The organism is Marinobacter sp. (genome assembly GCF_044799475.1).
Classification (GTDB): domain Bacteria; phylum Pseudomonadota; class Gammaproteobacteria; order Pseudomonadales; family Oleiphilaceae; genus Marinobacter.
In genome coordinates, this window is sequence record NZ_CP085217.1 from 4103215 (window position 1) to 4127820 (window position 24606).

Consider the following 24606-nt stretch of genomic DNA (forward strand, 5'->3'; position numbering starts at 1 on the left):
TGTTGGTGCATCTGATGGAAGCTGTTCTGCTGATCAGCCTGCCGCTGACGTCCACAATAATCCGTGTTATGGCCTGCTTCCAGGAGTACACTGATCCCAGCTTGAGCTTTCCCATTCCGATAACAGTGGGCCCAGTATCGGTCCCGGAGTTTTCATTCACTCCGCGCAGTGGCCACTGGTATTTGTTGTACTCCAATGCCGGTCAGATAGTCCATGTCATTCCCTGTTTTTTCCTTTCCCCCGATAATCCAGCGTCTGCTACCAAAGCTTGAACCCTGGCTGCCGGTTCTGGCATTTGCCAGTGGCGCCGCCAGCTTTATTCTGGTGGACCGCCAGGCAGGTCTCGCCAAATGGATCGTCATAGCGGTGCTGGCAGGCTGGATCTGGCTGTTGCTGGAAAACGTTCTCAGCAAACTGTTCACCCGCCTTACTCATCGCGAGGTGCCGCCCGTAGTGGGCCGCCTGGCCGTTCAATGGGTGCATCAGGAGTCCTTCTTTTTTGTTCTTCCGTTCTTCTATTTCACTACCACCTGGAACAGCGGGCAGGCGGTTTTCACCGGGCTGCTGGCAATCGCGGGCCTGCTGTCCATTATCGATCCCTTCTACCTGGGCACACTCGCCCGGCGCAAGTGGCTGCTTATGATGTATCACGGCCTGGCCGTGTTCGCGCTGACCCTGACGTCGCTGCCTATTATCTTTGAAATGACCACTGGTGAGAGCTACTACGCCGCCATCATTGCGGTTGCGACCGTGAGTGTGCTGACTCTGCCGGGCTTCATTAAGTCGCATCCAGAATGGCAGAGGTCCCACTGGATGGCAGCAACAGTCGCGCTCCCGTTGCTTCTAGCCATTGTCTGGTGGGGCCGGTACTGGGTGCCACCGGCAGGACTCTGGCTGGAAAAAAGCGCTATTACCACTCAGATCTACAGTGCGGAAAAACTCCCGGGTAACAGGGTGGAGACCGTGTCGGCGGAGGATCTTCACAGTGAAGGACTTTACGCCTATGCCGCTATCCGGGCGCCCCTTGGCCTGCGGGAAACCATCTATTACGTGTGGCTGCAGGAGGGTGAAGTGATTGACCGGATACCTCTGGCAATTGAGGGTGGCCGTGAAGAGGGTTACCGCTCCTGGACCCACAAGCTTGCGTTCCCTGAAGATGCCGCGGGCGAGTGGGAGGTGCAGTTGCTCACCGAACACGGCCAGATGATCGGGGTGTTGAAATTTGAGGTGGAGTGAGGGCCTGTTGTTACTGCCTCGCACTCGTCCCTTGTTCTAATCGTACAGACCCTGCAGCTGACGAGAGCCAAAAAGCTGCCTCATCTGCTGTTCAATCCAGGCAACCCGCTCCCATACATAGGGCGAAGGGCTTGCAGCACTGTAGGCTTTGGGATTGGGCAACACCGCTGCAAGCCGGGCCGCCTGGGTCCGGGACAGCTGGCTGGCTGAAATGCCGAAAAAGTTCTGGCTGGCGGCTTCAACACCGTAAATGCCCGGGCCAAACTCGGCGACATTAAGGTACACCTCCATAATCCGCCGCTTGGGCCAGAGCGCATCCACACCCAGGGCGAGCCCCGCCTCCAGCGCTTTGCGCACAAAACTGCGACCGCTCCAGAGAAACAGGTTTTTTGCTGTCTGCTGGGTGATGGTGCTGGCGCCCCGCAAGCCCCCACCTGCCCTGTACTCCGTAACCGCCTTGCCTATGGCATCAAAATCCACACCGTGGTGCTGAAGAAACCGCTGATCTTCACTCGCCACGACAGCCAGAGGCATCCAGCTTGAAATTTCCGGCAGACTCACCCATTCATGCCGCAGTTCCTGCTCAGAGCCCGATATAAGGTGGCCAATCATAAAGGTGGAGGTAGGCGGGTTCACGAAACGGAACAGGAGAACCACCGCAAATACCAGCAGAACAAGCCCGGCGAGAGTCCAGGCAATGGCGCGTAAGAATGTCAGGATCAGGGATTTTGGAGTCACACCGGAACTATAACATCCACCCGGCACAACCTGCTCTTATTCCAGAGGAAAGCCGGAGCTGATCCATTCAGCTCCGGCTTTTTGTTGGCAGTGAATGACAACCTTTACTCTGATGCGGCAATCAGGCTGGCATTACCGCCAGCAGCTGTCGTATCCACACAGAGGTGACGTTCGATCACATACCGCTGGTCGAGCCTGTGCTCGGTGATCAGTGGGATCAGCGGCCCCTCACGCTTCGCCAGCGCCATACGGTATTCACCAAGAAGGGATCGCCCGGCACAGCTTGTGACCGCATCGAACCCTTTGGCTTTAATCAGCGCGTCCGGCTGCAACTCCCCTTCCATGGCCACGATCGGCAGACCAGCGTCAGCTGCCCGCTTCGCCGTGTCCTCAACTCCCGGAGCAATTACCACCACCCTGTTTCCCTGGGAAAGTGCGGTGGCCGCCTGCTCCAGCGCTGTTTCCTTGTCCGGCCCAAGGCACAGCACCAGACCGCGGGCATGGTTGGAGAGAACATTCTGTTCCCCGGTGGGTCCGGGCAGATGCTCGACGTGATTGTCCAGCGGGGCAGGAACCTCGCCGAAGATCGGCGTCATCGCGTCAATCCGCTCCCCGGGTGGCTGCCATTTGGCATCCTTCAGTTTGCCAATCAGGCCTTCCAGTTTTTTGGCGTCGACTTTTTTGCCGCCGGGATCCAGGGTACGTTCCACTGTCTCGCCCTTCAGGAAGCGACGGACATACTGGGGTCCGCCGGCTTTGGGGCCGGTGCCGGAAAGACCCTCACCGCCGAACGGCTGAGAGCCCACAATGGCGCCGATCTGGTTACGGTTAACATAGGCGTTACCCACTTTGATACGTCGTGTAATCCGGTCTACACGGCGGTCCACACGGCTGTGGAGGCCGAATGTCAGGCCATAGCCTCTGGCGTTGATGTCGTCGACCACCTTGTCGAGGTTTTTGGCCTCGAAGGTTGCCACATGAAGTATCGGACCAAAGATTTCTTCCTCCATCTCCTCGATGCCGTTGAGCCTGATCACCGCTGGAGAAACATAGGTGCCCTTCTCCGGGACCTGGATCTTCTTCAACAGGCGACCCTTGCTCTCAAACTTTTCGCAGTGGTCTGCGATTTTCTTTCTGGCTGTCTCATCGATTACCGGGCCCACATCGGTGGAAAGCTCCCAGGGGTCGCCAATGCCCAGTTCGTCCATGGCGCCATAGAGCATATCAAGCAGGTGCTCAGCAATGTCCTTCTGGACGTATAGCATACGCAGGGCCGAACAGCGCTGGCCCGCACTCTGGAATGAAGACGCCAGCACGTCCCTGACTACCTGCTCCGGCAGGGCCGTCGAATCCACGATCATTGCGTTCAGGCCACCGGTTTCCGCCACCATCACGGCATCGGGCGCCATGTTCTCGGCCATGGCCGCGTCGATTCGCTTTGAAGTCGGGGTTGAACCGGTAAAACAGACACCGGCAAGCCGGGGGTCCGAGGTCAGAGCACCACCAACGGTGGCACCCGTGCCAGGAAGCAGCTGAATGGCTTCTTTGGGAATACCCGCTTCGTGCATCAGTTCCGTAGCCCGGGTGGCCAGCAGCGAAGTCTGCTCCGCCGGCTTGGCGAGCACAACGTTGCCGGCCGCCAGGTTGGCGAGAATCTGGCCGGTAAAGATCGCCAGTGGGAAGTTCCAGGGGGATATGCAGCAGATTATTCCCCGGGCCTCACCGCTATCCTTATTGCGCACACCTTCGTTGGCGTAATACTGGGCGAAATCCACCGCTTCCCGGATCTCCGCAATGGCATCCAGAAGGGATTTGCCGGCTTCACGGGTAGTCAATGCAAACAGCTCATAGGCGTGCTCCTCGTAGAGGTCCCCTACTTTGCGCACACACTCGGCCCGCTCTTCCGCAGACCTGGCGGACCAGCTTTTGAAGCCTTCTTCTGCGGCCCTGATCGCGGTATCAATATCAGCCTCGGATGACTGGGTGACGTGGCCCACCGTGTCATCCGGATTGGCAGGGTTACGCACAACCTGAACTTCCGTACCCGCCACCTTTCCGGCGATAACCGGGCCCCCTTTCCAGCGGTGGTCGCGAAAAGCGCCCCGACCCTTTTCTATCTCTGCCACCGTCACCGGGTCGGTGATGTCCCAGCCCTTCGAATTCCGGCGTTCCTCTCCAAACAGCTTCTTCGGATGGACTATGGCCTTGCTGGAAATGTTTTCGCCCATCGCCCGGACCGAGTCGATCGGGTCCTTCGCAATTTCCTCCGGCGTGATGCTCGTGTCGACAATCTGGTTTACAAAAGAGCTGTTGGCACCGTTCTCCAGCAGACGCCGCACCAGATACGCCAACAGGTCCTTGTGAGGGCCGACGGGGGCGTAGATGCGACAGGGAACGCCGCTCTGCTTCAGTGCCTCACTGTGGAGCGACTCACCCATGCCATGGAGGCGCTGGAATTCATAGTTGTCGATCCCGTTCGCCTTCGCCAGCTCAACCACACCCGACACGGAATGCGCATTGTGGGTCGCAAACTGCGGGTAGATGCGGTCCGTCATGTTCAGCAGTTTGGTGGCGCAGGACATGAAGGACACATCACTGCAGGCCTTGCGGGTGAATACCGGGAAGTTGCTCAGGCCCATCACCTGCGCACGCTTTATTTCAGCGTCCCAGTAGGCGCCCTTCACCAGCCGCACCATGATGCGCCGGTCCAGCTTCTCAGCCAGGCCATAGAGCCAGTCCAGCGCATGGGGCGCGCGCTTGCCATAGGCCTGGACCACAACGCCGAAGCCATCCCAGCCGGCCAGCTCGGGGTCGGACAGAAGGGCTTCGATCACGTCCAGCGAGAGATCCAGCCGGTCCTGTTCTTCCGCATCAATATTGAAGCCCATGTTGGCGTCGGCGGCTTTTTTAACCAGGCGCTTTGCCCGGGGCACAAGCTCATTCATCACCCGCTCTTTGTTGCCGTACTCGTACCGGGCCAGCAGAGCCGACAGCTTGACCGAAATGCCTGGATTCGTGCGAACATCGCCCTTGCAGTGTTTGGCGATGCTGTCGATGGCGGCGGAATAGGACTCGTAATACCGCTGGGCATCGTGATCCGTGCGTGCGGCCTCCCCCAGCATGTCATAGGAATAGGTATAGCCCTTCTCCATGAATTCCTTGCCGGCTTCCTGGGCTTCTTCGATGTCGCGCCCGAGGACAAACTGCCGCCCCATCTCTTTCATGGCCTGGCCGGCCACCGTCCGGATCACCGGCTCGCCCATGCGCTTCACGAGCTTGCGCAGCGTATCCCCGACGCTGTGGCGTTCGGAATCCTTGAGCAGGTTGCTGGTCATCAACAGGGCAATAGTCGCGGTATTGATCAGAGACGAAGAGGCTTTCCCCACATGGGACCCCCAGCTACCCGAGGTGATCTTGTCTTCGATCAGCGCATGAATAGTGATGTTGTCCGGCACCCGTAACAGGGCTTCAGCCAGACACATGAGTGCCACACCCTCTCTGGTGGTGAGACCATACTGAGCAAGAAACTTTTCCATGATGGTTGGCTTTGCATTCTTTCGGACGCTGCGAACCAGGTCGGCCGCGCGGGCAGAAATCGCATCGCGCTCGGCTTGCGACAGCTTCGCGCCATCAATCATCTCGCGCATAACCTTGTATTCGTCGGCGAGATAGGAATTGCGAAGCGCCTGGCGGCTGTCCTCCAGTGCGGGAGCTTCTGACTGCTGTGGTCTCATTGCTGTGTCCTCCTGGATCTCTGGTGCCTGGCTGTTGCCGGGGCCCAGAGACGAATCCAATGTAAAAACGGGACTTGCTGGTCGCCTTGTCTTTTCCTCACTCCAGGCTCATCAGACGCCCATACGTCTGGAGCAGATAACCCGATTGCCGGTCATTACGAACCTGCGAGCCCTTGCATAATTTCTCCTGTTAACCAAATGAGCATAGTCCCGATGTCGGCATTTTGCATAAACGCAGAAGCATAAAAGCAAAAACCCGCATACCGGAAACTCGGCCTATCAGACCGGCCCAACTGGCCAGTCAGCGGCATCCACCAGGTGCAGGCCGACGGGTTGGGATGCGTCTCCGTGCCAGCGCTTGACGAATTCGCCGTCCGCGTCGAACTGCTCCGCCTGCCTCTCCAGATTGAACTGACGAAGTCCCCCTGGGTCGGCGCCTACACCTGCCAGGTACTGCCAGTTGCCATAATCGCTGGCAGCGTCGTAATCCACCCGGCCTTTTTTTGCGCCGCACCCCATCCCGGTGGAACAGATCGGCGCCATGCCTGAGTGCGTGCCAGTGGAAATACTCCCGCCACAGCAACTCGAACCAAAGCCAGTAGGTGGATTGGTTCTTTACGTGTCGTCTTTCATACTCAGCAATGGCGTCCGCAACCTCGGAGGCGGACAGCGATCCATTCGCCAGCCAGGGCGACAGTCTGGAATAGGCATCGGGATCGTCCAGTGCGTTGCGGGCCGGAAATCCCGGAGAAGGAGGCAGTGCGGTCAGAGCGCGAATCCGTAATGGACCGGCGTGAGGTTCTTCTTTTCCTTCCACCAGTTTGCGGAACTGGGAAAAAGTATCCGGCAGGCGGGAACGTAAAACCCGGTCGATCCGGTAATTCTGAACCAGCTGTGGAATCACTTCTTCGGGTTCGCCAAAGGCAATGTGAAGTCGCTGCCCCAAGGCTCTCAGGTTTCGCTCCAGCGCCATAAGGCTCTGCCAGAGAAACCGCCAGCAGGGGAGCATTGTCGTGTAGCCGGAGGTCCCGGGTAAACCAGTAAAGTGTTTGCAACGCAGAAATCCTCCAGCCATTTCATAAGCGAAAGGATACGCCGGGGGAAGCAATCCAGTTTTTTGCACAGAGCTGTCAGACCTGGGATGGGGCGAAAAGCGCACGCCCGGAGAGAAGCAGAGGCCGGTCACCATCCCCCGGCCCTGGCTGGTTAATTCAGCCCGAGATGCTCCGCGTCCTGCTCGATACAGCGATCCAGCAGCGCCAGATACTCGGCTTTTGCTTTGCGCTTGGTCTGCTTGTGAGCCTGCATGTTCAGTTTCTGGAAGTTCTGTGCCACCTCGTTCGCCCGTGCCAGGAGCTGCTCAGGGGCTACCACCTCATCCAGAAACCCGGCCTGCACGGCGCCCTCGGGGCTGAAGATTTCAGCATTGATCACTGAGCGGTAGAAATGCGCCGGCGCCAGGCGATGCCGCGCGATCTCAATGCCGGCATGGTGCATGGTCATTCCAATCGCCACCTCATTCAGGCCCAGCTTGAATGGGCCTGCAACGCCGATGCGGTGGTCCACCGACAGGAGAACGAACGCCCCCTTGGCAATGGCGTGACCACTGCAGGCACCAATCACCGGCAGCGGGAAAGCCGCCAGACGACGGGTCAGCGTCGAGCCAATCTTTACAAGGGCAGCGGCCTCCTTCGGGCCCTTCTGCATTTCCTTCAGATCGAAACCACCCGAAAAGATGCCGGGCTGCCCGGTCAGGATCACCACGGCCCTGTCCTGCTCGGCGCGATCAAGCGCCTGATTCAGCATCTCGAACACCTCGTGGCTTAGCGCATTCGCCTTGCCGTTGGTGATGGTAATCGTCGCAATGCCGTTATCCAGTCTGTAGTCTACAAGATCCGTCACCGGGCTATCCTATTGATTGAGTTGTGGAATTTCAGTGAACTTTGCCAGCCTCCGCGGCACGCCTCAATGCATTTGTCATTCTGGCCGTTGACCGTGAGCCGGCATCGGCAGCCGGCTAAGGTTTCGATATCGCGGAGCGGTGTTTCAGGTACTCCTGCAGCATCTGATAGCTGAGCCCCCAGATACAGTGTCCCTGATACCTGCAGCAGGCCATGCGAAGCGTGCCAAACCGGGTCGGCCAGGGGCGAACAGACTGGTTTTCCGGGGCTCCGAGGTGCGCAAGTGGAATCCACACGACGGTTTGCACTTCATGATTCTGGGTGAAATTGTCTGGCCCGGACCATTCGAATACGTAGGGCGTGACCACCATCGGGCGCCAGCGATTATGGTGACGGGTGATAAGATCCGAGAGCCGGCGCTCAAAGCGGCCATAAACCGACAGATCCAGCCCGGTTTCTTCCAGGGTTTCCCGTATTGCTGCTGCAAAAGGCCCCCTGTCCTCCGCCTGAAGCCGACCGCCGGGAAAGGCCATATCCCCGGACCAGGGATCACCATCCCGATGTGCCCGCTGAATGAAAAGCAGCTCCGCACCACCCGCCTGATTTTGCCGGTGGATCAGCGCCACCGACGCCCGGGTCATCTGGCGTCGAAAAGGCAATTTTCTGGGGCGTCGTAATGGTATCAATGCCAAAAGCCGCATCCTTCAGTGAGGACGAGTGAGGACGAGCCTGGACTACTGAATCGGGGCGCAATTGCGCACGGCCAGCGCCACGTTGGCAGTCGCTTTGGCCTGGTCGTAATAGCGCTCGGCGGAGCTGACGCCACTGGAGGCGATAGAGCCGGCTGTCGGACTGACCAGCTGACTGAGCTCGGTGAGAGCCTGGGCTGACTGACGATCCCTCTGGTAGGCATCGAAAGCCTGGTATATTTCATTGCAGGTCACCCCGTTCCCATCAGTAGCTGCGGAAGACATATAACTGGAAGTCTGGCACCCGGCGAGAAAAACCATGGCAGCAGCAACAATCGGGGCTGAAAAATTCAAAATAACGCACTCCATTTGATGTAAAGCATCGAGTATAACCTTTTGCTTTGTTCAGCGGTCGGAATGGCCAAGGGATCGATCCGGGTCGATCTCATCACGCACCCTCTGCTTGAGGACTTTGATCTCCGGAAAGCCCCCATCCTCTTTCCGGGACCAGACGCGGTTGTCATTGACCCAGACTTCGAATATCCCTCCACCTCCCGGATGAAGAGCCAGCGAATCCAGCTCAGCCTCAAAAGTGGTCAACAGCTCCTGGGCCATCCAGGCGGAGCGAAGCAGCCAGCGACAGCCTGTGCAGTAATAAATATCTACCCTGTTGGTCATTGATCCATCTCTTTGTCCCGGTGGTTATGGTCAAGGGCCCGGGCAGCAACGCCTGACCTGCGCCAGCATTCCCCGGTAGCAGTCAGTGTAATCCGGGACCGCCAAAGTACTCCTCCATCCAGTCAAAGAGCGTCTGCACACTGACATCGGACAGGCTCACCTCCCGGAACTCATTACCCACCTCATCATCAAGGGTTACAAACTGGTACAGCAAAACCCCTGGCTGCTCATCATGCAGAATCAGCATGATGCGCCGGCGGGTGCGCAGGCAGTCGACGGTCATGGCATCCGCGGGAATACCCACATCGCGCATGCCACGGCGCACTCCCACCACCGGGTTAATATGCTCATGAGCAGCCTGAATGCGAGCATGGGCCTCACTGGCCATGTCGGACAGGGCCTTCAGGGGATCTTCTTCGGACATTGGACGCTGCCTGTTCTTCAATAGGTTAACGATCAGATACCAAGTCTAGCGGACATCCGGACCAATACGGAATTGACGCTGCCTGTCATTTCCCCGGATTCGTTAACTGGGAAACACGGCCCGGGGGTCAGATTCCGGGAAATGCGCACGTGATGTCCTTAAAAACGGACAGTACGACCTGGATTCCGGACACTCCACCCTTTTCGCTGTCGCCAGCGGCTACGACGCACTCTGGCCCGCTCAACGATGTCCAGTTCTCAGGACAGATTTTTGTGCGAATTCCGCACAGCCGCCGCAAGCCACTGATTTCACAACTTTATTAAAGTTGGCACAGGAAGCGCATTGGTAACACAGACAGGCACTGTTATGCCCGAATCTCTGCGGCCAGCGGAGCCTGGACCAAACCACAACAATAAGCAGAAGGAACGCAGAATGACGATTCGACCTTGTTTCGCAATCCCCGCGGGGGCACTTTTAGCTCTCACCCTGACCGCCTGCAATAACGACTCCAGGCTGCCCCCAGCTGTATCGGGCGAAATCCAGCAAACGAGATACAGCGACACCAACGATCTGCTCACCGGCGGCCTCGGCGCCAGCGGGCTGGCTGGAGCGGCGCCCACTTTTGCAGACGCTCTCAACCCCACTGCGGAAGAACTTCGCACGCTCGCCATTTACAATAATTACCGTGCACTCGTGCCCACCGGTGCGGGCGGCGGTTATGGGCTGCTATTCGGGCCCCAGGTAGGCGCTTCGGCTTCGAATACGGAAGGCCTGATTCCCGGCGAAGAGTACCTTGCGTTCGTGAAGGTCGGATCAAATGACGTGCCAGTGACCGTGATGGTGCAGGTGCCAGATTCTTTCAACCCGGAAAACGCCTGCATGGTCACCGCGCCTTCATCAGGCTCCCGGGGCATCTACGGCGCCATCGGCACTGCCGGAGAATGGGGTCTGAAAAAAGGCTGCGCCGTGGTATACACCGACAAGGGGACCGGAACCGGCTCCCACAATCTTGAGACCAATGCCGCTCAACTGATTGATGGCCGCCTCACCGGTGAGCCTGACGCACCGGTACAGTTCCGGGCTGATCTGACAGAGGTGGAGCGGGCCGCGTTCACCGGCCAGTACCCGGACCGGTTCGCCTTTAAACATGCTCATTCAAAGGTCAACCCGGAAGCCGATTGGGACACCCATGTTCTGCAGTCCATCGAATTCGGCTTTTATGTTCTTAACAAGCAGTTTGGCAAGAAAAAGGGCAAAGGCGGGCGGGCAACTCCAATCACCCCAGGCAACACACTGGTTATCGCATCCAGCGTGTCCAATGGTGGAGGCGCCTCGGTACGGGCTGCAGAGCTGGACTCAAACGGTCTGATTGATGGCGTCGCAGTATCAGAGCCGAATGTGAACCCGAAGGTCGATACCAGTTTCACCATCCGCCAGGGCGAAGGCCCCGTCATCACCGAGCACAGTCGAAGCCTGCTGGATTACACCACGGCGCTCGCGGTGTATCAGGGTTGTGCCAACCGGGCGCCAGACGTACGGGGCATCCTGGCCTTCAACGACATCTTCAACGATCAGACGGTAAACGAAAATGCCTGCGCTGCACTGGCACAAAAGGGTCTGGTCAACGGAGCCGATCTTGATGCCCGCGCTGCCTATGCCCAGCGGATCCTTAACGAAGAATTTGGCATTCAGCCGGAACAGAACCTGATTGCTCCGACCCACTTCGGACTGGCCGTTGCCCAGAGCATCAGCATGACCTACGTCAATGCTTATGGCTCCTTTGGTGTTGAAGACCGCATCTGTGGCATCAGCATGGCCGCCAGCGATGCTACCAGTGGCGAAGTGGTCCCGCTTGCCGCCAGTGCGGAAGAAGCTCTGTTCTCCACCAGCAATGGCATCCCGCCCACCGGCGGCGTGAACCTGATTTTTGATAACGCCGGACAGGGTGTTCCCACCGACCTCAAGCTGAGCATATCGCCATCCAGTGGCGTGAAGGATTATGGCCTGGATGCCCTGCTTTGCTTACGGTCGCTGGCCCAGGGAACTGATGCTGTTACCGGCGAAGCTCTGGACGCTGACGCCGCCGAAAAAGCCGCCAGAATCGCTGCGGGAGTCGCTGAGATAAGAGCCAGCGGTGACCTGCACGGCAGGCCCACAGTTTTTGTAACAGGCCGGGCCGATGCCATCCTTCCCATCAACCACACCTCGCGGCCCTATTTCGGCCTCAATCAGCGGGTTGAAGGGGGGAGCAGCGAACTGCGTTACTACGAAGTGCTCAACGCCCATCATCTGGACGTTCTCAATGGACTGCCAGGGTTCAACGAGCGTTATATTCCCCTCCATCACTACCTGTTCCAGGCTCTGGACCTGGTCTATGACCGCCTGAGCAACGGCAGTGATCTGCCACCGAGCCAGGTGGTTCGCACTATCCCTCGCGGCGAGGGCGCTCCTGCGCTGACCGCTGCCAACGTGCCGGACATCAGCGACACGCCGGCAACCGAGGACCGAATCCTGTTTGAAGAAGACCAGGTTCGGATTCCGGAGTAACAGCAGTCTTAACAGGGGGCTGGCCATCGACCAGCCCCTGCTCCCACCTCACAAACTGCCTCAGAAAGCTGACAGCTCGTCCTGAAGGTCCCTCTTGAGTTCTTCCGGTTCCGTTATCCAGACGGTCTGATCGGAACCCGGGAGTACCCCGACCTCCAGACCATCTTTCGACAGACCCGGGACCCACTTGCGGAAAAAATCAGGCAAGGGAACGGCTTTGGGCGACAGATCACCAGATCCTTTTGCATACTCGGCCGCGAAATCCGCGCCGGGCCAGACCGGCACATACTCCACATCACCATCACCGGAAACTATCTTGAGAAACCGGTTCTCGGCATTGACCAGTATCCAGATTTCCCTGGTTTCGATGACCTGACTCAGGAAGTAGTCGTACCTTTCCTCGCCGCCCATCTCCAGTACGTAGTTTAACTCTTCGCTGTTCATGTTCCGGCTCTCTGCTGTGGTGTCCAATTGCTACAGACTGACGGCTGTGGGTATCGTGAACAAGCCTCTACAACTCCTTCATCCAGAAAAACTCCTTCCTTACCTCAGTTTCAGCGCATTCCCTGCGCCTGTGCTAGATTGTGTCTTTTGCCCGCGAGCCCCCAATGAGCACCACCACACCGGAAGCCACAAAAGGCGCCATCTTCGGTCTCAGCGCCTACTCCATGTGGGGCTGCTTTCCGCTGTTCTTTGCCCTGTTCGAGGGCGTGCCCTCGTACGAAGTGCTGATTCACCGCATTATCTGGTCCAGTATTTTCCTGGCAGTGGTGGTCACCCTGCTACGGCGCTGGCCATTGATCCGCAATGCACTTGCTCAGCCCAGAAAACTGGGGCGGGTGCTGGCCTGCGCGGTGCTGATTGGCATCAACTGGGGGCTGTACATTTACGCGGTTGAAACCCATCGCGTGCTGCAGGCCAGCCTGGGTTATTTCCTGACACCACTGGTGAATGTGGCTCTGGGCATGCTCGTACTCGGGGAGCGCATGGTGCGGTTGCAGGCGGTGGCCGTGGGACTGGCTGCGGTGGGCATTCTGATCCAGCTGTTTCTGGTAGGTACCCTGCCCTGGATCAGCCTGGTGCTGGCGGGCAGTTTTGGTACCTATGGTCTGTTCCGCAAACAGGTGGAGCTGGACGGCCTTTCCGGGCTGTTTGTGGAAACCCTGCTTCTGCTGCCTTTGGGCCTTCTGGTACTGACCTGGCTCAGCTCACTTGAGGCCTCCCATTTCGGGGAGAACAACCGGACCACGTTCCTGCTCATGTCCAGCGGCATTGTCACCGCGCTGCCCCTGCTCGCCTTCGCCGGGGCAGCGCGGCGCCTGCGGCTGTCCACGCTGGGGTTCCTGATGTACATCAACCCCACCCTGCAGTTCTTTCTTGCCCTGTGGGTTTTCAACGAGCCTCTGAGCGCGATTCAGCTTGCCAGCTTCGTGATCATCTGGACTGCCCTTGGCCTCTATTCCTGGTCCAGCTGGGATTCGAGCCCGACGGCGGCGGCACGAAGGGCCCGGGCCCGCTAGCGGCGGTGGCCGGCCCAGCATCCCGGGTTTAGGTGCTACACGCGTTCTATGGCCTTCAGCAGAGACGAAAAGGCTTTTGAAAACCGCTTCTCAACAACCTTGTCCAGCACCCTGCCGATCAGTGGAATCCTGATGTGGCCTTCAGAGATCCATGTGACATGGGTCCTGGTGTCCTGCGCCTTCAGCAGAATCTCGCCCCGGTCATGCGCGATCGGGAAGGGGCTGGATTTTTCGATGCGGTAATGCATCACGGTTGGGCTCTCGTACCGGGTGATACGCTCGGTCAGTTTCATCGGGCCGGCGCCAATTATCCGCAGGGCTCCGGTGCCGTTTGGCTCCTGGTTCCCCTGCTCTATCAGCAAAGAGGTATCCACACCCGGGAAACGATCGTAATGGGCGTGATCGGTAATGGCCTCAAAGACGGTGTCAATGTCCTTGTCCAGTGTGCGCTCAACGTGAATACGGAACATTATGACTCCATGGCGACGGAACGGGTGACTACCCAGGCTTGCCTGGCGCCTATCCTAACTGCTACCGCGACTCCGCTCCAGCCAGAGGCGGCTTGCTTCCTCGATGACGATGGCGTGCCGGCGCGCCAGGGCAGCGCGGTCATTGTCGTAGCCGCCTCCAATCACAGTGGCAACCGGTATGCCCCAACCCAGCAGTTCCGACAGTACCTGACGGTCCCGGGCGCGGATGCCGGCCTCGCTGATAGCGCCCGTCCATTGGTTTTGGCGGGTCTGATCTGGGCATAAACTTTCGGATTCCTTAACTGCCCGAATATAGAAGGCCCTGCCGCAAGCTACACTAAAACCTGGCACCCGGAAAACTGGCCAAAAAGGACAACCTGATGACTGATGCTTCGCCCGACTTCCCGATCGAACACTGGTTCTACCAGCCAGGCACAACTCATCTCGCGGACTATCCCGCGCAGGTGGCCGATGCGAAGTCGCTACCGGATCTGGAGACGAGTCTGAAAGATACCGGTGAATACCACCGACGACTCTGGGCCAACCGCCAGAAGGCGGTGCTAGTCATCGTTCACGGCATGGATGCCAGTGGCAAGGACAGCCTGATCCGCACCCTGTCCGCTTACATGGATCCCGCCGGTTTCCATGCCTGGTCCTTTTCCCGGCCCGACGGCGCCGAAAAACGCCATGATTTTCTCTGGCGGGTGGTTCCCCTGCTGCCGGGGTTCGGCGAAGTCACGGCCTTCAGCCGCAGTCATCACGAAGCGGTGATTGCTGAACGTGCCTGGCCGGTGTGGCGGCCAGACCATTACGACTGGGACGCCCGATATGCGGCGATACGCTCCTTCGAAAAGCACCTGGCACAGGAAGGCACCACTGTTTTCAAGTTCTGGCTCAACCTGTCGGAGAAGGAGCACCGACGCAGGCTTCTCAAACGTCTCGACAAGCCCCACAAGCAGTGGAAGTTCGACCCCGCCGATATCGAAGCGTGGGAGCGGCGAGCAGAGTTGCTTGGTTACACCGAAGAAGCCATCGCCGCCACCCACATCCCGGAGGCTCCCTGGCTGATCATCCCCGGTGACAGCAAGCCAAAAGCCCGCGCCATTATCGCCCGCCTGCTGGCAGACAAACTCAGGGAACTCGCGCCGGAATACCCCGGCTCCGATGAACAGGTGCTTGCCCGGTACCGACACATGCTTGAGCGATAATTAAAAAAACTGGGAACAGTCACTTTTTTCGTTCAACCAGGGAGTTCGAGATGGCAAATGACAAGGGGAAATGATTCAGCGATGCAAAAGGTTTTGGTTTCATCGTTAGTGAAGGCTCAGCGGGTTCCCATTAATATATCCAAAGCGCGGCGCCGCTTTTCCGGGTCATAAATATCCACGGTAAACATCAGTTCCTCCACCTCGACGCCAGCAAGAATCGGCTCCAGCTGTCGACGGATGTCCTCGGCAGCCCCCATGACCTGCAGCGCGAGAAAATCCTTTACACCGGCCTCCTCACCCGCATGCCAGAGGCCATCCATGGTCGCCACCGGAGGTTTCATCCACAGTGGCTGACCGCGGAACAGGGCCAGGATGCGCTGGTAGCTGGTGGTGGCCAGAAGGCGCGCCTCCTCCAGGGAGTCCGCGGGGACCGCAGGCAGCGCCAGCATCGCATGGGGGCGCTCAAGCTGCTGTGAAGGCCGGAACTGGCTTCGGTAAACACGAATGGCCTCCCGGTAGAGGCGCGGGGCGAAATGTCCGGCAAAGGCATATGGCAGGCCGTACATGGCCGCCAGCTGTGCGCTGTAGAGACTGGAGCCGAGCAACCAGACAGGCACATTGGTGCCGGCGCCGGGAATCGCCTTCACCTGCTGCCCTGGTTGTAGCGGACCCAGCAGGCTCTGAAGGCGCGCAACATCCTCCGGGAACTGCTCCGGCCCCAGGGCTTCCCGTCTGAGTGCCCTGGCTGTCACCGGATCGGTCCCCGGGGCCCGCCCCAGACCAAGATCAATGCGGCCCGGATACAGGCTCTCCAGGGTGCCAAACTGTTCAGCGATCACCAGCGGCGGATGGTTGGGCAGCATCACGCCGCCGGAGCCAACCCGCATGGATTCGGTCTTCCCCGCGATATGGCCGATCAGCACGGAAGTGGCCGAGCTGCTGATACCCTCCATGTTATGGTGTTCTGCCAGCCAGAAGCGTTTGAACCCCAGCTTCTCGGCTTTCTGCGCGTAAGCAACACTGTTGGCGAGGGTGGTGCCGACAGAGTCGCCCTCCCGAACCGAGGCCAGTTCCAGCAGAGAATAGTCAGGGTAGTCAGGCATGGTTTTTCCGATTCTGGTGGTGACTTTATAGACTCACAGTAAACCGGAAACGCTCCAGTTTTCCATCAGTGCCGGTTTGCCTGTGCCGATAAGAATCCAGGCCCGTCAGTCTCCGGCCCGGAGGACAACGCTGACATTGCCGCTCCGCTCAAGGCATAATCGCCTGACCTGTCCCAGGTCTTCCTCGCCGGATGCCTCCCTAAGAACACTCATCAGATCGCTCTCACTGATGTAAGCCTGCTTCATCGCCGGCCACTGAATCTGCCCATCCCGCACCAGAACGTGAGTCTTACCCTTCACCAGGGTCCCAAACCAGTCAAACCGGAATGCCACGCGCGCGAATATGTAATGCAGCAACGTCAGTACAAAGGCTGCGGAGAGGTGGGAAAAAAAATGGTCGTCAGTAACTATTGAGCGGCTGAGAATCGAACCAATCATGATGGCCATGATTATGTCGAATGCCGAAAACTTCCCAACGAAGCGCTTGCCGCCGAGCCGGACCAGAATGATGCCGACAACATAAACCAGACAGGCTCTCAGGGCCATGCGCCAGACGTTAAGATCCTGACCTTCAAGCCCAAACCCCCAACTGCTCCACCACCAGACAGTTTCCATGAGTTCTTCCCTGATTTTCCTGGTCCTTCAATGTGGAGTTTCGGTGGACGGCGGCAAGAGCATCGATGCCCCAAAGGCCACCTGGCACGCCAGAGAGATCTGCTCAGGACGGATCGTCTTTCAGCACAACGATGCTGTCGGGTACCAGTTCACGGGTTTCGAACACGTCACCGGCCATCTCACCAGTCACGGTTACTTGCTCACCCTCATCAATCTGCTGGAAACCCTGGTCATCCAGCGGGTTGTAGAGCATCTGGCTGGTGTCCACAGTGATCTTGCTGGCCCCCCTGTTGATGGTGAACTCGCGGTTGTCGACGCTTGTGACCGTGCCGGTCACCACTGTGTCACCAACAGCGACCGGCGTTCGAGGCGCCAGATCGATTGCTTCGAGGCCCTTTTCACCAGCGACAGTGGCCTGGTAAAAGTAGGTGCCCATGCTCTCGACATAGAGACTGCTCGCCTCAATGGTCGACTTCTTGAAAGCGTCAGCATCTATTTCGCCATAGACGGTGACCCGGGCGCCGTGAAGAGCTTCGCGGGACGCCTGAAACCACTCCCAGCCGTCCATCTGCACCTTGACGGTATTGTGGCCATAATCGAGGGTAAAACTCTTTTCGCTGACGGAGACTACCGTACCGTTCAGCGATATCCAGGAATCATCGGGGTGGAGATAGGGCCCCTCTTCGGCAAGAACCGGTGCAGCTATGAAAACGGATGCGATGGCAAGGCTCAGAGGTAGCTTCGTCATGATGCCTCCTGCTGTTCTGGAAAGGATTAGAATGTGCCTGTGTCAGGCCCTGGCAGATGCCTTCAGGCTCTCTAGTGAGCTTTGTGACCTACAGTGCGGATTTCAACCCCGCCTGGACTGGTTCCGCGCTATCCCAATGCGGTGCTTTCGTCGGAATTTACGTCCTTCTGGCTACCTTCGGCACCAGGCCATCGCTCCATGTGAGTGAAGCAGGTCATGGAGCAATTCTGGTGGCCCGAAAGTGTTCGGACCGGCCCGCTCCCCGATCAATCCTCGCCCAGATGCTTGCTGAGCAGGGCGTGATAAATCTCCCGTTCCCCCAAGGCGCCACTGATCACGCCATTTTCCTCAATCAAAGGACTGTGACCGGTGACATAGCAGATCTCCACCGCGTCCCGCATCAGCGTGCGCGGTGAGAGGCGTACTGGCTTCTTCTCGAGGTTCTCGATGGACTGACCCGGAGCCCATGGCTGCGTTTCAAAGCATTCTTCACCGAAACGCACGCGGGTCTGCTCAATCTCATCATGAGTGATCAGCCAGTAGTCGTAACGCTGACTGATGCAGCGATTTCCTTCGTCGTCCTGACGCATGTCCGAGACCGGACGCATCAGGGATTTGACCTTGAGAACATTGAGAGGGTTGGTGTGAGCCACAAAGTTTTTCACGTAATCGTTGGCCGGGTGGAGGATGATCTGCTCAGGCTTTCCGTGCTGGACGATTTCGCCGTTCTTCATGATTGCGATATTGGTGCCAAGCTTGAGCGCCTCGTCCAGGTCGTGACTGACAAAGACGATGGTCTTCTGCAGGCGCTCCTGAAGCTCCAGCAGTTCCTCCTGTAGTTGCTGACGGATCAGGGGATCAAGGGCAGAGAAAGGCTCGTCCATCAGCAGGATATCTGACTCGGTTGCCAGCGCCCGTGCGAGGCCGACACGCTGACGCATGCCGCCGGAAAGCTCGTCCGGCAGGCGGTCTTTCCACTGATCCAGGCCTACCAGTTCCAGCTGTTTAGTTACCTTCTCCCGGCGCTCGTTTTTGGGCAGACCCTGCAGCTCGAGGCCGAAGCCAACGTTTTGCTCAACCGTGAGCCAGGGCATCAGTGCAAAGCTCTGGAATACCATGGATATGCGCCGCCGACGAATGTCACGCTGGACCTGATCCGACGCCCGGGCGAAGTCCACGGACTCTCCCTCATGTTCAATACGCACAGCTCCATCGGTAATCGGGTTGAGACCGTTGATACAGCGCAGGAGGGTGGATTTGCCAGAGCCGGAAAGGCCCATCAGCACGCAGATCTCCCCCTTGCCCACCTTCAAACTGGCGCCGTGAACACCCACCACAAGGCCGGTTTCTTCGCGTATGGCCTCCCGTCCCTTGCCTTCGGCCATCAGGGGCAGCGCCTGTTCAGGCTTTTTACCGAAGACTACGCTTACATTGTCGAATTCAATCATCCCGGTGACCCCGCCTGCTGACGATGTTTGAAAAAGCGGTCGAGCCAGATGGCCAGGAGAACGATTGCCAGCCCGGCCTCGAAGCCCATGGCGATATCCACTGTGTTCAGCGCCCTGACTACCGGGACGCCCAGGCCGCTGGCACCAACAAGCGCTGCGATCACCACCATTGAAAGCGAAAGCATGATGCACTGCGTAATCCCTGCACCAATCGAGCCCATGGCGGCGGGCAGTTCCACCCGAACAAGCAACTGATGACGGGTACAGCCAAAGGCCTTACCAGCTTCAATCAGCTCAGTAGGGACCCCGGTAATCCCGAGATAGGTCAGCCGGACCGGAGCAGCAATGGCGAAGATCACCGTTGAAATGACGCCTGGAACCACTCCCAGCCCGAACATGGTCAGTGCTGGAATCAGGTAAACGAAAGGTGGAATCGTTTGCATCAGATCCAGCACCGGCTGAACACCCCGGTAAAGCCAGGGCTTGTGAGCCACATAAATTCCCACCGGCACCCCGATCAGCACACACAGAACCGTCGCATAGAGTACCAGGGAGAGGGTGGCCATGGTGGCTTCCCAGTAACCCATGTTCCAGATGAGCAGAAACGCCGCCACCGTGTAGGCAACAATTCCCCAGTTCCGGTGTCTCCAGAAAGACAGGCATGCCAGGGCAAGAATCAGAACCCAGGGTGGTATCCAGATCAGTGAATTGGTCAACCCGTGGATCAGAGTGGAGAGGCTTTCGGATATGGCATCAAAAACTGGTTCGCCGTTGTCGATCAGCCAGTCGAAGCCGTTCTCGATCCACCGTCCCACCGGGAGTTTTTCTTCGGTAATCCAGTTCATGGGGAGTTCCTTCAGCCGCCAGATGTAACCGGCGAACCACGAAGCATGGAAATTGAAAGGCCTGTTAAAGGGCTGACTTCACGGCTTCCAGCGCCGGCTTGCCGTCCATCGTCTGAACGTCCTCCAGCCACTTGTCCAGAGTGCCAGGGTTGTTCTTGAGCCACTGCCGGGCTGCGGCCTCGGGCTTCATATCCTCATTGAGGATAAGCGCCATGACCTCGTTTTCCATCTGCAGGCTGAATTCGAGGTTTTTCAGCAACTGTCCAACGTTCGGGCACTGCTCTACATAGCCGGCGCGGGTGTTGGTGTAGACCGTGGCCCCGCCAAAATCCGGCCCGAAATAGTCGTCACCGCCTTCAAGGTAGGCAAGGTCAAAATTGCTGTTCATGGGGTGGGGTTCCCAGCCCAGAAATACGACCCAGTTGTCGCGCTTGACTGCACGGCGAACCTGAGAAAGCATTCCAGCTTCGCTGGACTCCACTACCCGGAAGTCTGCCAGGCCAAAGGCATCCTGCTCAATCATGCTCTGGATCAGACGGTTGCCGTCGTTGCCAGGCTCAATGCCGTAAATGCGCTCATCGAACTTGCCAGCGTTTTTCGCGATATCAGCGAAACTGGTCACGCCCGCGTCATACACATACTGGGGCACCGCGAGGGTGTACTTGGCGCCGGTCAGATTGGCGCGGACAGTGTCCACAGTACCCGCTTCACGATAGAGCTTGATGTCAGCCGCCATGGTGGGCATCCAGTTACCCAGAAACACATCCAGATCATCATTGGCCAGGCTACGATAGGTAACCGGAACGGAAAGAACCTGGGTGGTCGGCTCATAGCCCATGCCTTTGAGAACTTCCGATGTCAGGGCCGTGGTTGCTGTGATGTCGGTCCAGCCAACATCGGCAAACCGGACGGTCTTGCACTCAGGGTTGGCCTGGTTAGCAAAAACAGCGCTGCTGCACATGAGGGCGAAGATTGCACTTGTCGTCTTTTTCATGAAAGTTCCTCTTTGTTTTCTTGACTGAATGGTCGTTGCTTCCTGGCTTGACTGGTCTTTCTGGCACTGGCTATTCTGCCAGTCGCGGTGCTCCCGGACTGCCGCATCGGATGGGAGAAAGAGCTCGCCACCCAGAATGGGGTCGCGCATTTTCCCGCGATCATGATGGAGGGCGCAAATTTCATTGGCCGGTGGTATGCGGGGGGATCAGAGATGCCACTAAAATGGCGATTCCAGGTCGGTCATGCCTACGTAAACAGATTTGAGCTGGGTGTAATGCTCAATGGCAGCCCGGCCGTTCTCCCGCCCCAGCCCTGAGAGCTTGTAACCTCCAACGGGCATCTCTGCTGGCGATGCGCCGAAGCTGTTGATCCAGCAGATTCCATTTTGCAGGCGGTGGATCACCCTGTGGGCGCGTTTGATATCAAGGGTAAATACACCCGCCGCCAGGCCATAAATACTCGCGTTGGCGCGGCGAACTACCTCCTCTTCGTCGCGGAAGCGCAACACCGACATCACCGGGCCAAAAATCTCTTCCTGTACAATGGTCATGTCATCGCGGCAGTCAGTGAACACTGTGGGCTCGACGAAGAAGCCCTCTTCAAAGTTCTGCGGATAAACGCGCTCCCCGCCCAGTGCGAGTGTTGCTCCCTCTTTTTTACCCAGATCTATGTAGTGCAACACCTTCTCCATGTGCTGGCGGGAAACCAGGGCTCCAAAGTTGGTTCTGGGATCGGCAGGGTCACCAATCACCAGATTGGCTTTCAGACGCTCGATCACCCGCTCGACAAAACGGTCATGCAGGCTTTCATGCACGAATACCCGCGTGCCATTGGTGCACACCTCTCCCTGAGTGTAGAAATTACCCAGCATGGCCGCTGAAACCGCGTTTTCCAGGTCGGCATCGTCAAACACAATCAATGGTGACTTGCCCCCCAGCTCAAGGGTTACACTTTTGAGTGTCTTTGCCGCATCGCCCATGATCACGCGACCGGTACCCGCTTCCCCGGTGAAGGAAACCTTGTTGATATCCGGGTGGGCGGTAAGCATCTGGCCCACACGATAATCTCCCTGCACAACGTTGAAGACCCCGGCAGGTACGCCAGCGGCAACGAAGATTTCCGCCAGCTTCAGCGCGCCCAGAGGCGTCTCTTCGGAGGGTTTGAACACCATGCTGTTGCCACAGGCCAGCGCAGGGCCGGATTTCCAACAGGCGATCTGCAACGGATAATTCCAGGCACCGATACCTGCGCAAACGCCCAGCGGCTCCCGGCGGGTGTAATAGAAGTCTTCTCCCAGGCTCTGACTATTGCCCTCGATTCCGCCGGCTTCGCCAGCGAAGAACTCGAGCGCGTCGGCGCCGGTGAACACATCCACCGTGGAGGCTTCCTGAAAAGGCTTGCCCGTGTCCGCCACTTCAATGGCGGCCAGTTCATCATTGCGGTCCCGCAGCATGGCAACAGCCCTTTGCAGAACCCGGCCACGCTCCATCCCGGTCATGGCTGACCACTGGGAAAAAGCTTTCCGGGACGAGGTTACGGCGCGATCCACCAGCGCCTGATCCGCCTGCTCAACCCGATAGATGACCTTGCCGGTCGCCGGGTTGACCACATCGAAGGTCTCGCCGCTGCCGCTGGCCTGGTACTCGCCGCCGATGAAGGACTGATAAACGGGCACTGTCATTATGAAGCCATCCTGTAAGCCGAAAGTGTTTGATCGAGATAGCACGCGCACAGCGTGACCGCCTCTCCCGACTCGATGCGACTCTCACTGAGGGCGGCACGAAGCCAGAAGCAGCTAGATCGGCCTGAAAGCCTTCTTTCTTGATCACCATCAGTGTGGCGTCGTTCAGCTGGCCGCGGCGAATAGTCTCTATTCCGGCGGTTGGCATGCTGCACTGGAGCCCCCATTGAAGAGACATTAAAGATATTGAGCGCGTACCTAACATAAATCAAGGCTACATCAGACATGGAAGTCCGACAGAGAATTCCGGCCAGGCTCATGTCATCCCACAAACATCCTCTTCGCCAACGGTAGCCCCCGAAGACCACTGACGGCGACAGTCGCCAGTAACCCGCCAATCATGGCCCCGGCTACGCCGCAGGTCATCACATCCTGACCGGTCAGATACAGGCCGGGAATGCGGGTTTTCGGCTTCAGCCAGTCCTGCTCGAAACGGCTCGGAGTGTGGTTCAGGCCGTAGATCTCGCCCTTGCTGTAACGGCAGAAATAGTCGGTGGACAGTGGCGTGGACAGTTCGTAGTAGTCCACCCTGCCCTCAAGATGTGGAAACTTCTCGTACAGCCTGGCCAGCAGACGCTGGGCGTAGGCTTCCTTCTTTGCTTCGTACTCTTCGCCGCGCTTGCCCCAGGTTTTGTCGGCCCAGTCTTCGTACCACTCGTATGGTCCGGGGGCGACAATCTCGATGGTGGCGCGGCCGGGATAGCGCTCGGTAAAGCTCGGGTCCTTGGCGGAGGGGAAGGATATGTAGGTCAGGGGAATGTCAGTTTCATCTGGCGCCGCCATGAAGTCACTGACCTGCTTTTCATAATTAACCCCGGGGTAGATCCAGTAGTTCGTTTTCGGCAGATTCAGGTTCTCGGCGGTGTCCTTCAGGCCGATGTACAGGCAGTTGCTGGCCATGGAGCGCTCGACGGTTTTCAGCTTTTCCTGGTAATAGTCCCGGTGTGGCGCATTTTCCGGCAGCAGCCTGCCAAAAGTGTTGAACACGCCGGCGTTGCTGATAACCAGGGGGGCGCGCACTTCCTCACCGTCAGCCATACGCACGCCAACCGCTCTGCCCTTTTCGACCAGGATTTCCTTCACGTCAGCGTAGGTGAACACCTCGCCCCCGCTCTGCTGGATGACCGGGATGATGTTTTTGGCCATTTCCGAGGCGCCGCCGATGGGATAGTAGCCGCCATAGAGATAGTGGCGGGCAATCAGGGCATGGATGATAAAACTGGATTCCGCCGGCGGCAGGCCATTGTCGCCCCACTGTCCTGTGAGCACGGCTATCAGTTCCTGATCAGAGGTCAGGCCTTCCAGCACGTCACGAGTGGGCCTGTTCAGAAACGAAGGCGCAGTGCGGTTTACCAGCCTGCGCAAAGGACCAGCCACCAGATCAGGCAGTACTTTGCCAAGCACAAGCCCTGGCATGGCTTTGGCCACCTGTTTCAGATAATTCAGGTAGGTATCGATAGCCTGCTCCTCGCCGGGAAAAGCCTTCTTCAGTTCCGCCTTGAATGCGTCGGGGCCGGCCACCAGGTCCACATGGTGATCACCAATAAAAATGCGGTCAAAATGGCTGTCCATGGGCGCCCACTTCAATTGACCATCAGTAATGTGATCGAAAAGGCGCTTCGTCAGGGTATGATCCGCTCCTACATCACCTATGTAGTGCACCCCCACGTCCCATTCGTAGCCGTTGCGGTCGTAACTGTGGGTAAATCCGCCAGCTGTGTAATGCTGCTCGAACACCACAACTTTTTTCCCCAGCTTGCTCATACAGGCTGCGGTGGTAAGCCCACCGATGCCGGAGCCAATAACAATGGCGTCGTAGGAGCCGTCCAGGCGGTTGGCGCGGTAACGATGGCCAACACGAATGGTACTGGGTGTGGGGCTGCTCATGATCCTGTGTCCCTGTGATTTTGGTCGTTATCCGCAAGAGAAGCTTACAGCGGACAATGTGGTGACTTATTGTCGGGG

At 58.1% G+C, this 24606-nt stretch carries 23 protein-coding genes and 1 pseudogene; 4 read left to right on the plus strand and 20 right to left on the minus strand.

Going from position 1 to position 24606, the window contains the following annotated elements; translation table 11 throughout:
- Positions 1-213 precede the first annotated feature (213 nt).
- Entirely contained in the window at positions 214-1236 is a 1023-nt protein-coding gene (locus LG327_RS18855; RefSeq protein WP_404364353.1) for a DUF5924 family protein, read from the plus strand.
- Positions 1237-1272: 36 nt separating this feature from the next.
- Here the strand turns inward: LG327_RS18855 and mtgA are convergent, their stop codons facing one another.
- The 9 genes and pseudogenes from mtgA to LG327_RS18900 all read right to left on the minus strand — a co-directional run bounded on the left by mtgA (position 1273) and on the right by LG327_RS18900 (position 9400).
- Positions 1273-1974: a monofunctional biosynthetic peptidoglycan transglycosylase gene (gene mtgA / locus LG327_RS18860; RefSeq protein WP_404364355.1), complete on the minus strand. Its 702-nt coding sequence runs from the start codon at positions 1972-1974 to the stop codon at positions 1273-1275.
- A 104-nt stretch (positions 1975-2078) separates the two neighbouring features.
- On the minus strand, positions 2079-5708 hold the full coding sequence (gene putA, locus LG327_RS18865; RefSeq protein ID WP_404364357.1) for a bifunctional proline dehydrogenase/L-glutamate gamma-semialdehyde dehydrogenase PutA: 3630 nt from the start codon (positions 5706-5708) through the stop codon (positions 2079-2081).
- Between the two features lie 279 nt (positions 5709-5987).
- On the minus strand, positions 5988-6251 hold the full coding sequence (locus LG327_RS18870) for an FAD-binding domain-containing protein (protein WP_404364359.1): 264 nt from the start codon (positions 6249-6251) through the stop codon (positions 5988-5990).
- A 355-nt stretch (positions 6252-6606) separates the two neighbouring features.
- A pseudogene (locus tag LG327_RS18875) lies at positions 6607-6897 on the minus strand (hypothetical protein); the annotation flags it as partial.
- A gap of 17 nt (positions 6898-6914) precedes the next feature.
- Entirely contained in the window at positions 6915-7610 is a 696-nt protein-coding gene (locus LG327_RS18880; protein WP_404364361.1) for a crotonase/enoyl-CoA hydratase family protein, read from the minus strand.
- Between the two features lie 115 nt (positions 7611-7725).
- Positions 7726-8301: an NUDIX hydrolase gene (locus tag LG327_RS18885; RefSeq protein WP_404364363.1), complete on the minus strand. Its 576-nt coding sequence runs from the start codon at positions 8299-8301 to the stop codon at positions 7726-7728.
- A gap of 42 nt (positions 8302-8343) precedes the next feature.
- Positions 8344-8553 carry a hypothetical protein gene (locus LG327_RS18890; protein ID WP_404364365.1) on the minus strand — a complete coding sequence of 70 codons (210 nt, stop codon included), beginning with the start codon at positions 8551-8553 and terminating at the stop codon, positions 8344-8346.
- 150 nt (positions 8554-8703) lie between these two features.
- Positions 8704-8976, minus strand: coding sequence for a SelT/SelW/SelH family protein (locus tag LG327_RS18895; protein ID WP_404364367.1), 273 nt, complete (start codon positions 8974-8976; stop codon positions 8704-8706).
- 82 nt (positions 8977-9058) lie between these two features.
- On the minus strand, positions 9059-9400 hold the full coding sequence (locus LG327_RS18900; RefSeq protein WP_404364369.1) for a hypothetical protein: 342 nt from the start codon (positions 9398-9400) through the stop codon (positions 9059-9061).
- A 432-nt stretch (positions 9401-9832) separates the two neighbouring features.
- On the opposite strand from LG327_RS18900, the gene LG327_RS18905 reads away from it, so the two are divergent.
- A complete protein-coding gene (locus LG327_RS18905; RefSeq protein WP_404364371.1) occupies positions 9833-11947 on the plus strand; it encodes a 3-hydroxybutyrate oligomer hydrolase family protein in 2115 nt (704 codons plus the stop codon).
- A 60-nt stretch (positions 11948-12007) separates the two neighbouring features.
- Here the strand turns inward: LG327_RS18905 and LG327_RS18910 are convergent, their stop codons facing one another.
- A complete protein-coding gene (locus LG327_RS18910) occupies positions 12008-12391 on the minus strand; it encodes a DUF2750 domain-containing protein (protein WP_404364373.1) in 384 nt (127 codons plus the stop codon).
- A 164-nt stretch (positions 12392-12555) separates the two neighbouring features.
- On the opposite strand from LG327_RS18910, the gene rarD reads away from it, so the two are divergent.
- Positions 12556-13467, plus strand: a complete 912-nt coding sequence (gene rarD, locus LG327_RS18915) for an EamA family transporter RarD (RefSeq protein ID WP_404364375.1) — start codon at positions 12556-12558, stop codon at positions 13465-13467.
- Positions 13468-13502: 35 nt separating this feature from the next.
- Here rarD and LG327_RS18920 read toward each other — a convergent pair whose 3' ends face one another.
- Together LG327_RS18920 and LG327_RS18925 are read right to left on the minus strand one after the other, a co-directional pair.
- Positions 13503-13937, minus strand: coding sequence for an SRPBCC family protein (locus tag LG327_RS18920; RefSeq protein ID WP_404364377.1), 435 nt, complete (start codon positions 13935-13937; stop codon positions 13503-13505).
- Between the two features lie 54 nt (positions 13938-13991).
- Entirely contained in the window at positions 13992-14288 is a 297-nt protein-coding gene (locus LG327_RS18925) for a hypothetical protein (RefSeq protein WP_404364379.1), read from the minus strand.
- A gap of 29 nt (positions 14289-14317) precedes the next feature.
- Between LG327_RS18925 and LG327_RS18930 the strand changes: the two genes are divergently transcribed.
- On the plus strand, positions 14318-15145 hold the full coding sequence (locus LG327_RS18930; protein ID WP_404364381.1) for a polyphosphate kinase 2 family protein: 828 nt from the start codon (positions 14318-14320) through the stop codon (positions 15143-15145).
- 116 nt (positions 15146-15261) lie between these two features.
- Here LG327_RS18930 and LG327_RS18935 read toward each other — a convergent pair whose 3' ends face one another.
- From LG327_RS18935 to LG327_RS18970, 8 genes are all read right to left on the minus strand, one after another.
- Complete coding sequence (locus LG327_RS18935; protein WP_404364383.1) at positions 15262-16248, minus strand: LLM class flavin-dependent oxidoreductase; 987 nt, start codon at positions 16246-16248, stop codon at positions 15262-15264.
- A gap of 105 nt (positions 16249-16353) precedes the next feature.
- On the minus strand, positions 16354-16863 hold the full coding sequence (locus tag LG327_RS18940; protein ID WP_404364385.1) for a DUF421 domain-containing protein: 510 nt from the start codon (positions 16861-16863) through the stop codon (positions 16354-16356).
- Positions 16864-16966: 103 nt separating this feature from the next.
- Positions 16967-17611, minus strand: coding sequence for a hypothetical protein (locus LG327_RS18945; protein WP_404364387.1), 645 nt, complete (start codon positions 17609-17611; stop codon positions 16967-16969).
- 266 nt (positions 17612-17877) lie between these two features.
- Positions 17878-19059, minus strand: a complete 1182-nt coding sequence (gene choV / locus LG327_RS18950; RefSeq protein ID WP_404364388.1) for a choline ABC transporter ATP-binding protein — start codon at positions 19057-19059, stop codon at positions 17878-17880.
- Positions 19056-19904 (minus strand): choline ABC transporter permease subunit, encoded by an 849-nt coding sequence (choW, locus tag LG327_RS18955; protein WP_404364390.1) that lies wholly within the window; start codon positions 19902-19904, stop codon positions 19056-19058. The genes choV and choW overlap by 4 nt, the downstream gene beginning before the upstream one ends.
- Before the next feature lie 64 nt (positions 19905-19968).
- Positions 19969-20898, minus strand: coding sequence for a choline ABC transporter substrate-binding protein (locus LG327_RS18960; RefSeq protein WP_404364392.1), 930 nt, complete (start codon positions 20896-20898; stop codon positions 19969-19971).
- A gap of 219 nt (positions 20899-21117) precedes the next feature.
- A complete protein-coding gene (betB, locus tag LG327_RS18965) occupies positions 21118-22581 on the minus strand; it encodes a betaine-aldehyde dehydrogenase (RefSeq protein ID WP_404364394.1) in 1464 nt (487 codons plus the stop codon).
- A 321-nt stretch (positions 22582-22902) separates the two neighbouring features.
- Positions 22903-24528 carry a phytoene desaturase family protein gene (locus LG327_RS18970; protein ID WP_404364396.1) on the minus strand — a complete coding sequence of 542 codons (1626 nt, stop codon included), beginning with the start codon at positions 24526-24528 and terminating at the stop codon, positions 22903-22905.
- Positions 24529-24606: the final 78 nt, after the last annotated feature.

Bases quoted from the DNA above. Each gene is read 5' to 3' on its own strand.
- rarD (WP_404364375.1), top strand. From the start codon at position 12,556: ATGAGCACCACCACACCGGAAGCCACAAAAGGCGCCATCTTCGGTCTC.
- putA (WP_404364357.1), bottom strand. From the start codon at position 5,708: ATGAGACCACAGCAGTCAGAAGCTCCCGCACTGGAGGACAGCCGCCAG.
- LG327_RS18900 (WP_404364369.1), bottom strand. From the start codon at position 9,400: ATGTCCGAAGAAGATCCCCTGAAGGCCCTGTCCGACATGGCCAGTGAG.
- LG327_RS18945 (WP_404364387.1), bottom strand. From the start codon at position 17,611: ATGACGAAGCTACCTCTGAGCCTTGCCATCGCATCCGTTTTCATAGCT.
- LG327_RS18960 (WP_404364392.1), bottom strand. From the start codon at position 20,898: ATGAAAAAGACGACAAGTGCAATCTTCGCCCTCATGTGCAGCAGCGCT.
- choW (WP_404364390.1), bottom strand. From the start codon at position 19,904: ATGAACTGGATTACCGAAGAAAAACTCCCGGTGGGACGGTGGATCGAG.
- LG327_RS18855 (WP_404364353.1), top strand. From the start codon at position 214: ATGTCATTCCCTGTTTTTTCCTTTCCCCCGATAATCCAGCGTCTGCTA.
- LG327_RS18905 (WP_404364371.1), top strand. From the start codon at position 9,833: ATGACGATTCGACCTTGTTTCGCAATCCCCGCGGGGGCACTTTTAGCT.
- LG327_RS18935 (WP_404364383.1), bottom strand. From the start codon at position 16,248: ATGCCTGACTACCCTGACTATTCTCTGCTGGAACTGGCCTCGGTTCGG.
- betB (WP_404364394.1), bottom strand. From the start codon at position 22,581: ATGACAGTGCCCGTTTATCAGTCCTTCATCGGCGGCGAGTACCAGGCC.
- LG327_RS18940 (WP_404364385.1), bottom strand. From the start codon at position 16,863: ATGGAAACTGTCTGGTGGTGGAGCAGTTGGGGGTTTGGGCTTGAAGGT.
- LG327_RS18895 (WP_404364367.1), bottom strand. From the start codon at position 8,976: ATGACCAACAGGGTAGATATTTATTACTGCACAGGCTGTCGCTGGCTG.
- choV (WP_404364388.1), bottom strand. From the start codon at position 19,059: ATGATTGAATTCGACAATGTAAGCGTAGTCTTCGGTAAAAAGCCTGAA.
- LG327_RS18930 (WP_404364381.1), top strand. From the start codon at position 14,318: ATGACTGATGCTTCGCCCGACTTCCCGATCGAACACTGGTTCTACCAG.
- LG327_RS18970 (WP_404364396.1), bottom strand. From the start codon at position 24,528: ATGAGCAGCCCCACACCCAGTACCATTCGTGTTGGCCATCGTTACCGC.
- LG327_RS18920 (WP_404364377.1), bottom strand. From the start codon at position 13,937: ATGTTCCGTATTCACGTTGAGCGCACACTGGACAAGGACATTGACACC.
- LG327_RS18870 (WP_404364359.1), bottom strand. From the start codon at position 6,251: ATGGCGCCGATCTGTTCCACCGGGATGGGGTGCGGCGCAAAAAAAGGC.
- LG327_RS18910 (WP_404364373.1), bottom strand. From the start codon at position 12,391: ATGAACAGCGAAGAGTTAAACTACGTACTGGAGATGGGCGGCGAGGAA.